The sequence below is a fragment of the Acinetobacter sp. IRS14 genome (assembly GCF_034650275.1).
GTDB classification, from domain to species: Bacteria; Pseudomonadota; Gammaproteobacteria; order Pseudomonadales; family Moraxellaceae; genus Acinetobacter; species Acinetobacter oleivorans.
On record NZ_JAOVFN010000004.1, the window covers coordinates 244213 to 257028 of the forward strand.

The window sequence follows — 12816 nt, forward strand, 5'->3', positions numbered from 1 at the left end:
CATGAAAATTTTATCCATTCGTATAAAAAATCTGGCATCTCTTTCTGATGAACACTTTATTGATTTTGAAAGCGCGCCTCTCGCCCATGCAGGTCTCATTGCGATTGTGGGAAAAACGGGGGCTGGTAAGTCGACCATTTTAGATGCCATGTGTCTGGCTTTGTTTAATCGGGTTCCTCGCCTTAAAGACAGCGATGGCAAATTAAAAGATGTTGATGGTTCAGAGTTACTCACCAACTCACCTTTGACAGTCTTACGCCGTGGTACAGGACATGGTTTTGCTGAACTTTGCTTTATCGCACAAGATCAAAAACGCTATTTGGCACGCTGGGAAATTAAACGTGCGCGTGAAAACCCAAATGGTAAATTACAAAGCGTACAACGGTATTTAAAATGCCTGACCGATGGCGTGGTACTTGCCGACAAAGCTAAAGCGGTTGATGAAAAAGTTAAACAAATTACCCAGCTTTCATTTGAACAGTTTACGCGTGCTGTTTTGCTTGCCCAGTCAGAAGTAACTGCATTTTTAAAAGCACGAGACAGCGAACGCGGTGAGTTACTCGAATACCTAACTAACTCCAGTATTTTCGCCAAAATCGGTGAGCTGGCTTTTCGTAAAACAGCAGATATTGCAAAGCAGCGTAAACAGCTTGAAGAGTTCTTAGGCCACATTGAAATTTTGTCTGATGAAGAGATTGCAGCTTTTACTGCACAATATCAGCAAGCTGAACAAAATCATCAACAGTTAGAACAGCAAAAAAATGTCTTAGGCAAACAGCAACAATGGTTTGAGCGTAAAGCAAAACTTGAGCAAGAAGTTCAAGCTAAACAACAACAGTTTCAAACTCAACAAAATCATCATCAACAATTGGCTGGTGAGCGTGAGCAATTAAAACGACTCGAAGTTTTCTCTGAAATACGCCCACAAGTTTTTCAGCAAGCTCAAAATTTACACACGCTACAACAACTTGAGCCGCAAATTCAGCAAGCTCAAACCAAGTTTAATGAGTTGGTGCAAGTTTTTGAAACGGGACAAAAACAATATCAACTTGCAGAACAAGAACTCAAACAGACCCTCGATTTTGAGCAACAGCATCAACAAGCTTTAAATCAAGTTCGACAGTCCATTCAGGAACGTGCTTTTATTGCCGATGAATATAAAAAGTGCAAAGAAAAAAGACATGTACTTGAGCAAAAACTCAGTCCACTGCACCAGCAGCAAAACACTGTGCAACAGCACATTGCACAGCTTGAGCAGAACCAAATTCATCTTCAACAGCAACTTACCCAAACTCAGCAATATGCTGTATTGGACAAAGGCCTTTCAGCGCATCTGCATCAGCTAGGACAATTTATTCAAAATTACCAAACAATTGAACAACAGCTCGGTAACCCTACCCTTGCCCGCCAAAAGCTAGCGGAAGCTAAAAGTGAACTAGAACAACTCACAGCTTCACTCGGCACAGTTGAACAGATTGAGTTAAAACTTGAACAACAGCGTAAAGACAAAGATCAGAAGCTTGCTCAAATCACTCAGTTAGATCTGATTCAACAGAAAATAAAAACCTATCATGAGCTATATGCTGAACTTCAGCAATTCACCGAAAAACAAACTCAAGCCTCAGCCCAAGAGCAGCAGCTTAAAACCGTTTGCCAGTTAGCTGAACAAGACTACCAAACAGCAAAAACTGAACGTGAAAAGTTACAACACATCTTGCAACAGCAGCGTTTATTACACACCGAAAATATTGAGCAGTTACGGGCCAATCTTAAAGACGGCGAAGCTTGCTTAGTGTGTGGAAGCACACATCACCCTTATCGTATTGATGACAGTGCAGTTTCCAAGGCCTTGTTCGATTTACAGCAACAACAAGAGCAACAGGCAGTAGCACTAGAACAAACTAAATTTAATGCATGGCAAAACCAACAACATGCGCTTACCCAGTGTCTTGCTGAGCTTGAGCAAGTTCAGAAATACTTAACTCAACTTAAAGCCAAACAATCAAGCTTGCAGCAAGAACTTGAGCAGCAGTTTAGCCTCAATCAGTTACACATTGAGCTTAATCAGTCTCCTGAACAAATCTTGCTAAAGCTGAACGAACTCAGACAAACCACGCAAACTGCCATAAATTTATTTGACTCAGAAAACGTGCGTTTAGCCCAAGCGATTAAACAACATAATCAGCTTGTTCAAACTATTCAGCGTAATGAAAGCTTGCTCAATACGGCACAGCAATGGCAACAACAAGTTCAACATATTGTTGAATGTTTATCTGAAACCGAACAGCATGCATGGCAGCAGTCGAGTAGCCAAACGGCTAAGCAGACTTGGACTATTCTTGATGCACGCGCCAAGCAACTTGAGCAACAAGAACAGCTTTCACAGCGTTTTGAACAGCAGCAACAAGAACTGAAAATGCTGGCTGCCAACCTTGAACAAATGACCAAGCAAATTGATGAGGTCGATCAAAACCTCAAAGATATTACGCTTAAAGGCCAACAAAATAATGAAAAAGCGGTGTCGCTCATTCAACAAATGACTGGCCGCTCTGATATTAAACCGCACGAATGGTTAATTGAACACGACGCTAAACGTCAGCAACAACAAACTGCGTATCACGAAGTTAAACAACGTTTCGAACAAACTAGACAGCACTTTGAGCAGCAAAAACAGGCGCTTGATCAACTCAAGCATCAACATCAACACACTGCGGAGCACCAACAGCAGATTAATGAACAAATTCAAAACTGGTTAAAAGCTCACACTGATTTTCAAGCATCTGAGCTTACAGCGCTCATACACATCAATTCCGCCCAAGAGCAAGACATTCGTAACCGCCTTAATCATGCCGAGCGTTTATTAAGTGAAGCCTCATCAGCCCTTAAGACCATGCAAGAGCAATTGAGCGAGCATTTACAAACTCAGCCAGATATTGAACATGAAAAGCTTGTTAGCCTCATTCAAGACAATATTGCAGAGCTTAAAGCACAACTTGAAGTACGTGATCGACTGAAACTTAAGCTTGAAGTACATCAGCAAAACCTTGCGAAGCAGCAGCAATATGCAGAGCAAATTCAAAATATCCAGCAAGAAGAACATCGCTGGAGCAAAATTTCAGGTTTAATTGGCGATGCTAAAGGTAAAGAGTTCCGTGACTATGCCCAGCAATATCACCTAGATATTTTAGTTGAACATGCTAACCAGCAACTAGCGATGCTGTCTCAGCGCTATACACTTAAACGCCTAGAGCAATCGTTAAGTCTTGCGATTATTGATCACGACATGGATGGAGAAACTCGCTCTGTTGCATCTTTATCTGGCGGTGAGTCATTCTTAACCGCCCTTGCCTTGTCTTTAGCCATTGCCAATATGGCCTCGGGTTCAATGAAAATTGAATCTCTATTTATTGATGAAGGCTTTGGTACTTTAGATGCTTCGTCTTTGCATATGGTTATGAATGCTTTAGATCAATTGCAAAATCAGGGACGTCAGGTCATTCTCATTTCACACATTCAAGAAATGCATGAGCGTATTCCTGTACAAATTCAAGTGAAACCACTTGGTGCTGGTGCAAGTACGATTGAAGTCGTGGGTTAATTTATTAGGATTTCATATCTTAAACTTGATTGAATCTTATATAACAAAGAGGCGTATTATTTACGCCCCTTTGTTTCTTGTATGGTCTTGTACTAATTTTTTATTTTTAAAACATCAAAAAATTAATTCACGCAGAGTACGACAACTGCAAAACCAATACAGTACATACCGAACAAATGCCAGCGTCCATGTTCTAACCATGAAGACAACCATTTTAATGCCAAAAGACCAGCACCGAAGCTAAAGCACATGCCCAATAAGCTTGGAACCATCGAATGGAATATTTGTCCATGTGCCACGGTTTGTAAGCCTTGAGCGTGAATTAAACGATATAACTCTTTTAAAATTACTGCTGGTGTTAGTACCACAGCCAACGCAAAACTGAATTCTTCAGCCTTTTGACGAGATACACCTAAAAATAAACCTGTAGAGATGGTTGCACCAGAACGTGAAAAGCCACGGAAAGGTAAACATAAAGCCTGCACCGCTCCAATAACAGAAGCACTACGCAAACTAATTTCACCTTGTTGTCCGCGATCTAAACGTGAAGATAAAATAATCACAACACCTGCCGAAATCAGCGCAGCTGCCATGAGTTTTGAGTTACTAAACAAATGCTCAATTTCGAAACTGCTCGCGCCGCCGAAGAACACATGTTTAATCAAAGATTGAAGCGCTAAACCAAGCACGCCTGTAATAAGCGTTGCCAAAATAATATAGAAGGCTTGTTTCTTAAAACTTTCCCATGAAGAAAAATAGGTTTTTTTCCAAGACTTCCAAAAATAAACGATCACTGCAAACATCGTACCTGTATGTAACATCACAAGTAAGAAGGTCATATCAGGTGCAGATGGATCATACCCCATTAACTTTTCAGCTAAAATAACGTGTGCGGAACTAGAAACTGGCAATAATTCAGCGAATCCCTGAATGATTGCCAGAATGAAAACATGCAATAAATCCATACATTACACACTCAAATATTAAAATATCTGGGTTATAAGCTAGGAAAATTAAATTTAAATTAACAAATTACAGTTACCCGACAAAACGTTTATCTAAATTGTAAAAGTCATTTTTTCTCTACTGTATCGCGCTTTCCAAATAAAGCCGTTCCTACACGTACCATGGTTGAGCCTGCTGCAATCGCAGCGTCTAAATCACCTGACATTCCCATGCTTAATGTGTCCCAGTGTTCTGGGTGGGCATGTTTTTCTTTCACAGCATTAAACAAGGCTTTAGCATCTACAAAAGCGGCTGTGTTATCTGGCGCTGGAATCACCATCAAACCACGTAGTTTAATTTTTGCTAATTGGCTAATTTGAGTAACTAACTCGGCAACCTCATCTGGTGCACAACCATCTTTACTATCTTGCCCATCAATATTCACTTGCAAACAAATATTCAAGTCAGATTGATCTTGAAGTCTTTGATTGGATAATCGCTCAGCAATAATTAAACGATCTACACCATGTACCCAATCAAACTTTTCTGCCAAATGTTTAGTCTTGTTACGCTGAACATGACCAATAAAATGCCATTCAATTTCTAAATCGTGTAAAGCTTCGATTTTGTCTAAAGCTTCTTGTAAATAGTTTTCACCAAATGCTCTTTGCCCTGCTGCATACATTTCACGCAAACTTTCACTCGGATGTGTTTTTGATACGGCTAAAAGTTGCACAGTTTCAGGCGCACGCTGAGCATGTTCACAAGCAACTCTGATTTGCTGTAATACGTGCTGCCGCGCATCTTGCAGGTAATTCATTGACAAGGTTCTCATTTTCAAAAAACTTTTTTGCTTTTCACCTAAAGCGAGGTGTTGGTAAGCCTCGGTGAAAGCCGTATATTATTCTACAAAATAATGACATATTTTGATTTACTTGGGGAAATTATGGATATTACAGAGCTACTCGCCTTCTCTGTGAAAAATGGCGCGTCCGATTTACACTTGTCTGCTGGCATGCCACCGATGATTCGCGTTGATGGTGAAGTGCGTCGCATTAACTTACCAGCTCTAGATCATAAAGATGTTCACCGTCTGGTCTATGACATCATGAATGATAAACAACGCCGAGACTACGAAGAAAAGCTTGAAACCGACTTTTCTTTTGAAGTGCCAAATGTTGCTCGTTTCCGTGTTAACGCGTTTAACCAAAACCGCGGTGCTGGTGCAGTATTTCGTACCATTCCATCTAAAGTACTTACTATGGAAGATTTAGGCTTAGGTCAAATCTTTAAAGATATTTGCGACTATCCACGTGGGATTGTACTGGTCACTGGCCCAACAGGTTCGGGTAAATCTACGACGCTTGCAGCGATGATGGACTATATTAACGAAAATCGTTATGACCATATTTTAACGGTTGAAGACCCTATCGAATTTGTACACCAATCGAAAAAATGTTTGATTAACCAGCGTGAAGTACATCGTGATACACATGGCTTTAACGAAGCACTTCGTTCAGCACTGCGTGAAGACCCCGATATTATTTTGGTCGGTGAGATGCGTGACCTTGAAACCATCCGTTTAGCACTTACTGCTGCCGAAACGGGTCACTTGGTGTTTGGTACACTCCATACGACTTCTGCTGCAAAAACCATTGACCGTGTGATTGACGTATTCCCTGCCGAAGAAAAAGACATGGTTCGTGCCATGCTCTCTGAATCTTTACAGGCTGTTATTTCACAGACACTGTTGAAAAAGAATGGCGGTGGCCGTGTCGCAGCTCATGAAATCATGATTGGTATTCCTGCCATTCGTAACCTAATTCGTGAAAACAAAGTCGCCCAAATGTATTCATCAATTCAGACTGGTGCAAATCATGGCATGACGACACTCGACCAAAGCTTAAAAGGTCTAGTTTCTCGTGGTGTGATTAGTCCACAAACAGCTCGTACTGCTGCAAAACAGCCTGAATCATTCCTATAAAAATAATTAGAGAATAAATATGGATTTTAATGACTTACTCAACCTCATGGTTGAAAAAAAATCATCCGATCTTTTTATTACAGATGGCGTTGCGCCATCGATGAAGATTAACGGACAAATTGTTCCAATTTCAAAGAATAGTCTTTCAGGTGAGGTTATTGGTCAACTCTTACATTCCATCATGAGCGAAAAACAGCGCAAAGAATTTGCAGACACTCGTGAATGTAACTTTGCCATTATGAACCGTGATAAAACTGCCCGCTTTCGTGTGAGCGCTTTTCAACAGCGTGACATGCCCGGCATGGTACTACGTCGAATTGAAACTAAAATTCCTTCAATTGATGACTTGCAGTTACCGCCCGTTCTTAAAGATTTATCAATGACCAAACGCGGCATCATTATTTTTGTTGGTGCGACGGGTACGGGTAAATCGACGTCTTTAGCTTCAATGATTAGCTATCGTAACCACAACACTAAAGGTCATATCATTACCATTGAAGACCCAATCGAGTTTATTCACGAACATGCGGGCTGCATCATTACCCAACGTGAAGTCGGAATCGATACGGACTCATTTGAAATTGCCTTAAAAAATACTTTGCGACAAGCACCAGATGTCATCTTGATTGGTGAGATTCGATCTCGTGAAGTTATGGACTACGCGATTGGCTTTGCTGAAACAGGTCACCTTGTATTAGCCACAATGCACGCCAACAACGCTAACCAAGCACTCGACCGTATTATTCACTTCTTTGAAAGTGACCGCCACAGTCAGCTCTACATGGACTTATCTCTTAACTTAAAGGCCATGATTGCTCAGCAACTTATTCCAACGCCTGATGGCAATTCTCGCCGCGCCGCAATTGAAATTTTAATTAACTCACCATTAATTTCAGATTACATTCGTAAAGGTGAAATTCATGAAATTAAAGATTTAATGAAGCGTTCACGTGAACTCGGTATGCAAACCTTCGACCAAGCATTGTTTGATCTCTATAAAGCAGGCCAAATTACCTACAAAGATGCATTAAAACATGCCGATTCACCAAATGATTTACGTTTGACGATTAAGCTTGCTGAAGAAGGACCTGATCAAATTGCAGGCACAAATCAGCATTTAACCTTCGACCGACAGTAATTTCTTCATAAAAAAAGGAAGGTTAAACGTAACCTTCCTTTTTTATTTGTTTTCTTTGTGTGAAAACGATTATTTCTTGCGCAGAACTTCCTGACATTCAGGTTCGTTACAGTAACCGTAGAGGTTTAATGAGTGACCCGTTAAGGTAAACCCATGTTGCTCTGCTACAGCATGCTGTTCCTTCTCGATAACATCATTAGTAAATTCAATAACTTTGTTGCAATTATGGCAAACCAAATGATCGTGATGATCTTCTTGCATAATTTCGAAAACAGAATGATTATTTTCGAAATGATGACGCTGAATGATACCTGCAGCTTCAAATTGTGTTAACACACGGTAAACTGTCGCAAGACCGACATCTTCCCCTTGTTCTAACAAAGTCTTGTAAATATCTTCAGCACTAAGATGATGTTGCTTTGAATTTTCTAATAATTCCAAAATCTTAATTCGTGGAAGGGTAACTTTAAGTCCAGCTTTGCGCAAATCTTGATTGGAAATAGGCATGAAAAAAGGTCTCTCAACAAATCTCAAGTTGGAATAGGCAATAGAATTTAGATGAAGTATGATCTATCCTTTGATCAAATGCATCATAATTTATTGGGATAGTGTAGCAAAATGCAAAAACTCGTGCTGACGTTATTAGTCACTTCACTCCTTGCTGGTTGTTCAATCTTTGGTGTATATAAGGTTGATATTCCTCAAGGGACTCCTTTGACCAAAGCTCAGGCCTCTCAAGTACAAGTCGGCATGAATTTCCAGCAAGTGCGTTTTTTGCTTGGTAGTCCAACTGTGACTGATCCACTCAATCCTCAGCGTTGGGACTACATTTACAACTATATCCCGGGAACTTATGCTAAAAAGGCAAAAATCCCCGCAGCACATGGTCAGCATTTAAAAATTTACTTTGATGGCACTGGCACAGTAACTAAAATTGAAGGTTTAGAAACTATTCCAGAGTCGCAACCAGGTTTACCTGCTTCTAAAGAAGCAATTTTAACTGCCCCACCACTATAATCGTTTTTTCTAATAAAAATAAACCCCTCAAGTGAAATACTTCGAGGGGTTTTATTTATGGGGCTTATTGCTTTAAGCGATTACTTTTAATATATCGCCCCACAGGATTTTTCTCGGCGCGTTTACGGCGTATATCCTTAGGATTAATCGTTAAAGGCCGATAGACCTCTACCCGATCACCCGCTTGTAAAATCACATGTGCCTCAACTTTTGCACCAAATATGCCAAGTTGTAATGGCTCCGGCAAACTTATCTGTGTCTGCAACCCACTCGCTTCAATTGCTTGTAATGCTGTCATTCCAGCTTCAAATGGAACAGCAACTAAAAACTGTTGCTCTGGGGCTGCAAAAGCAACCCACACTTGCTGAGCTTTTTCCATCAGATAATTTGTCCAACTACCGCAATCATGGCAATTACAATTGAAAGCGGTAAAACAATACGCACTGCAATACGCCACAAGTTATAGAACAACTCATTGCTAAAATTCATTGATTTACGCAAGTGGCTAATTTTCATAATCCAACCAGCAAAAATTGCATAGATCAAGCATATGAGTAATCCCCAAAGCATCAAAATCAGCGTAAAGATGCCGTGAAGTTCAGGCACAGCCCAAACTGCAATTGCTACAACAATAATCACCCATTGTAAAACGTACATCAGTTGACGTTGAGCAAGCTGTTCTTTAGCAAGTTGAATAAACAGCGCTGTTGTCATTACTGCCGTAAAAATCCAGGTAAAAACAGGAAGCTGTGCTTGAAGAGAAAAGAAACCAAACGCAACGACAGCAATTAACTGAGCTAACCAGATTGGAAGTACAGTTCGGGTAGCGCCTTCTTGAGAATGAATTACAGACAAGCTATTTTGCCAGTAAAGTCCTAAGCCTAAACCACTCGCAACAAGAGCAAGTACAGTTGCATTACCCCACTCTTTAAACTCAACGTTTGTCCAATGCCAAGGTTGTAAAGTCGTTCCCATTGTATTAGCTAAAACAAGAGAAGCGATTACACCGACTGTCATTAACACAATTAAAATCTGACGCGGAATAAAAGATAAAATTAAAGCCGCAACTGCAAGACTAGCAAAAACAATTTGCCCAGAAATACTGTTATTGAGCTGTACTGTCAGTAAATTGCCAGCAGTACTCAGTACATTCCCGGCTAAAAATGGAATAAAAATAACTGCAAGCCAACCAGCCAAACGCCATTTTGGTGAACTATCTGCTTCACGAGTTAAACTTGATAAAGCATTTAAAGCAGTAGTCTTCGACCGTTTTGCTAAGGCAATTTCTAAATAACAAACTGGCAGAGCCAATAGTAGCATTGTGCCCAACCACAATAACCAGAAATCGATTTGACGATCAATCTGGATCCCCATAGCGGGTGCTAATGTCGCCATAATGATGAAAGACAAGCAAAACGCCATCAGGGGCGATAACCATCGTGACATAGGTATGTCCTGCATTATGCATTCCTTGAAAAAGACTATAGATATTTTGCCCGTCTCATGCCTGAAAATCAAAGCTTGCTCAATAAAAAAAGCAAACTACCGAAACGATAGTTTGCTGCGCTAACTAAAATTATAAGTTTTGTTATTTAAGTTATGCGAAAAACCGAGCAAACCAGTTTTTCCCTTTCTTCTTTTCTTTTTCTCTAATAATTCCCATCATATTTTCTTTTACAGCCCCCACATAATCGGCATCATCATGTTGAATATGGTTAATTAACCATTTTGCTAAAATTTCTTGTAGCTCTTTTTCAACAGTATGTCCCATTTCAAAACGCTCACGATATAACTCTATTTTTTTAATAAACAAGTCATGTACACGTTTATGTGGTACACGATATTTATAATCGGCTTCCTCTTGCAAACTTTCTTCGAAAGTAAAATGTGATTGCGTGTAATCAATAATATTATCTAAAACATCTTTAATTCGACGTCTATCTGCATCATCTTTTACATCATCAATTTCATTAATATAATCAAGTATTCGTTTATGTTGCTCATCAATAACATCAATACCCGTATTATATTCTGAAGCCCATTTCATTTTCATACATCTCCCCAATGATGTTCAATGACTGTTGCATAAACCTCATGATATATTTAAAGAATATAAATAAAAACAAAGCTATTTTGTCGGGTTTATCATATAAAAAACATATTAAACATAAATTATTGTTTTTATTTATTTTTTAAAATTTTAACCAACTAAAATAATAAAGTATTTTTTAAACAAAATACTTTATTATTAAACGTTTAATATATAAAGATATTTCTATTTATATATTTTAAATATACTTTATATTAATATTGATCTGCACGAGTAATACGCTTAAGTTCAGGATTTTCCTGCTCACGCTTTAATCTCTCTACATAAGTAATTGCTTTTTTAATTGGCTCACCATGTTGAAATAAAATCATTTCACCGGGTTGATAAGCTGTCCAATTTTCATTATGTGTTAAAGGTTCAGTTGTTATTACTGCCACACGATCTTCAGGGGTTGTTACCTGACTAAAATCAACTTCAACATCTAAATCGATTAAATGAGCCTGATTAAATGGATATTCTCGAACCAACCAATGTAATTTAGTAATCGCATAACTAAATAATGCCTTGCCATTCGATAAGCAATAATTAAATGTGCCATACTCAGCAATTTGTGGCGAAATTTTTTCTAATACTTCAAATATCTGTTCAAGGCTTGGTTCTTCATAGCCAAAAGCTTCAACGAGTTGATCTAGCAAATAACAAAATGCGCGTTCACTGTCTGTATTGCCCACCGGCGTAAAACGTCCACTCAGTGGCGGATCAAAGTCATGTAAATCACCATTATGGGCGAAAATCCAATGACGCCCCCACAACTCTCGAATAAAGGGATGAGAATTTTCTAAAGTGATTTTACCTTGAGTCGCTTTACGAATATGAGCGATCACATTACGTGATTTAATAGGATAATTACGGATAAGATCGGCAATTGGAGATTCAACTGCCGACTGGTTATCGACAAATAAACGGCAAGCTTTATCTTCGAAAAATGCAATACCAAATCCATCACTATGGTCTGAGGTAATTCCTGCACGCTGTGAAAAACCACGGAAAGAAAAAGTAATATCCGTTGGTGTTGCACAATTCATTCCTAATAGCTGGCACATATCGCTTTTAAACTACTTCTAATTACCCCATCTGCTCTATTGTGCATGAGAGTAAAATTGCTTGCAAATCTCAATATGTGCTGGCTATTAGAAAATAGAACATATGATTAACGCTGACCCATTTTATTCATGACAAATGAAGTCGCCACTTTATTCACTTCCAGAAATACAAAATAATCTAGACAGTTAAACTCTTCATCAAAAAAAGCCTGTTTCGATAGTTTTGATTGCATGCTCAAATACATTTGGAACAGTTTCGGCATACGCTCATCTTGTGGAAAGCTAAACTCAGGATATTCAGGTTCGTAGATTTTCTTCGAACGGATATCAATGGTTTTACTTTCAGATAATTGCTGAATCTGGCGATGCGTGTAGTACGCTCTAGCCAAATTATCTTGTAGATGAATACTGACACAGCCCATTAAATATTTAGCGCGCATTGACCATAGCACTTTCGGTGCAAGATTCAACCACAGTGTCGATAATGCTTTACCATTACGAAAGCGAGGATGGACACAGGTACGCCCTATTTCTAATACATTAGGAAGATGTGATAACTGAGGAACAATATCAAACTCATGTGCGCTGTAGCTTTGCGCAATCTCATGACCTTGAAATAGTTTTAAACGGGTATATGCAACAATCTCTCCAGTCCATTTTTCACGTAAGACTGCATGCTCACAACCAAAATCATAAATGTCTTGGTCTAAGTTATCTTCAAAATGAATTCCAAATTGTTGGCTAAATTGTTGTGCACGAAACCGCTGTACATCTTGTAATTCTTTTAAATTATCAACCCATTCAAAACGAAATTGTGTCTGATTTATTGCTTTATGACGATTTAAAGGTAAAGTCCAGGTTTGGCGATATTGATTAAATTTTTCCAGCATAATGAACGCTCCTAGTGACACCCCTTACACTAGTCAAAGCTCATGACAAAAAAATGACCAAATTAAAATGGTATAAAAAAAGACCACCTAG

General features: G+C 39.1%; 12 protein-coding genes. 4 read left to right on the forward strand and 8 right to left on the reverse strand.

Annotated elements, in window-relative coordinates; genetic code table 11:
- The first annotated feature begins 1 nt into the window (after window position 1).
- Window positions 2-3598, forward strand: coding sequence for an AAA family ATPase (locus ODQ17_RS06200; protein ID WP_322902446.1), 3597 nt, complete (start codon window positions 2-4; stop codon window positions 3596-3598).
- Window positions 3599-3720: 122 nt separating this feature from the next.
- Here the strand turns inward: ODQ17_RS06200 and ODQ17_RS06205 are convergent, their stop codons facing one another.
- Together ODQ17_RS06205 and ODQ17_RS06210 are read right to left on the reverse strand one after the other, a co-directional pair.
- A complete protein-coding gene (locus tag ODQ17_RS06205; RefSeq protein ID WP_322902447.1) occupies window positions 3721-4563 on the reverse strand; it encodes an undecaprenyl-diphosphate phosphatase in 843 nt (280 codons plus the stop codon).
- Between the two features lie 107 nt (window positions 4564-4670).
- A complete protein-coding gene (locus tag ODQ17_RS06210) occupies window positions 4671-5363 on the reverse strand; it encodes a YggS family pyridoxal phosphate-dependent enzyme (RefSeq protein WP_322902448.1) in 693 nt (230 codons plus the stop codon).
- A gap of 126 nt (window positions 5364-5489) precedes the next feature.
- Between ODQ17_RS06210 and ODQ17_RS06215 the strand changes: the two genes are divergently transcribed.
- A complete protein-coding gene (locus ODQ17_RS06215; protein WP_003653239.1) occupies window positions 5490-6527 on the forward strand; it encodes a type IV pilus twitching motility protein PilT in 1038 nt (345 codons plus the stop codon).
- A 19-nt stretch (window positions 6528-6546) separates the two neighbouring features.
- Window positions 6547-7665, forward strand: a complete 1119-nt coding sequence (locus ODQ17_RS06220) for a PilT/PilU family type 4a pilus ATPase (RefSeq protein ID WP_013198760.1) — start codon at window positions 6547-6549, stop codon at window positions 7663-7665.
- A gap of 69 nt (window positions 7666-7734) precedes the next feature.
- Here ODQ17_RS06220 and fur read toward each other — a convergent pair whose 3' ends face one another.
- Window positions 7735-8172: a ferric iron uptake transcriptional regulator gene (fur, locus tag ODQ17_RS06225; RefSeq protein ID WP_002121758.1), complete on the reverse strand. Its 438-nt coding sequence runs from the start codon at window positions 8170-8172 to the stop codon at window positions 7735-7737.
- Between the two features lie 111 nt (window positions 8173-8283).
- Here fur and ODQ17_RS06230 point away from each other — a divergent pair, with 111 nt between their 5' ends.
- Window positions 8284-8682, forward strand: coding sequence for an outer membrane protein assembly factor BamE (locus tag ODQ17_RS06230; protein WP_003653245.1), 399 nt, complete (start codon window positions 8284-8286; stop codon window positions 8680-8682).
- A 64-nt stretch (window positions 8683-8746) separates the two neighbouring features.
- On the opposite strand, the gene ODQ17_RS06235 is transcribed toward ODQ17_RS06230, so the two are convergent.
- From ODQ17_RS06235 to ODQ17_RS06255, 5 genes are all read right to left on the reverse strand, one after another.
- On the reverse strand, window positions 8747-9061 hold the full coding sequence (locus ODQ17_RS06235) for an RnfH family protein (protein WP_322902450.1): 315 nt from the start codon (window positions 9059-9061) through the stop codon (window positions 8747-8749).
- On the reverse strand, window positions 9061-10128 hold the full coding sequence (locus tag ODQ17_RS06240) for a hypothetical protein (protein ID WP_199942625.1): 1068 nt from the start codon (window positions 10126-10128) through the stop codon (window positions 9061-9063). Before ODQ17_RS06240 ends, ODQ17_RS06235 begins: the two co-directional genes overlap by 1 nt.
- Window positions 10129-10279: 151 nt before the next feature.
- Window positions 10280-10735, reverse strand: a complete 456-nt coding sequence (locus tag ODQ17_RS06245; RefSeq protein ID WP_151767741.1) for a bacteriohemerythrin — start codon at window positions 10733-10735, stop codon at window positions 10280-10282.
- A 251-nt stretch (window positions 10736-10986) separates the two neighbouring features.
- Window positions 10987-11835: a class II glutamine amidotransferase gene (locus tag ODQ17_RS06250; protein WP_151821698.1), complete on the reverse strand. Its 849-nt coding sequence runs from the start codon at window positions 11833-11835 to the stop codon at window positions 10987-10989.
- Window positions 11836-11942: 107 nt separating this feature from the next.
- On the reverse strand, window positions 11943-12725 hold the full coding sequence (locus ODQ17_RS06255; RefSeq protein ID WP_004794129.1) for a GNAT family N-acetyltransferase: 783 nt from the start codon (window positions 12723-12725) through the stop codon (window positions 11943-11945).
- Window positions 12726-12816 lie beyond the last annotated feature (91 nt).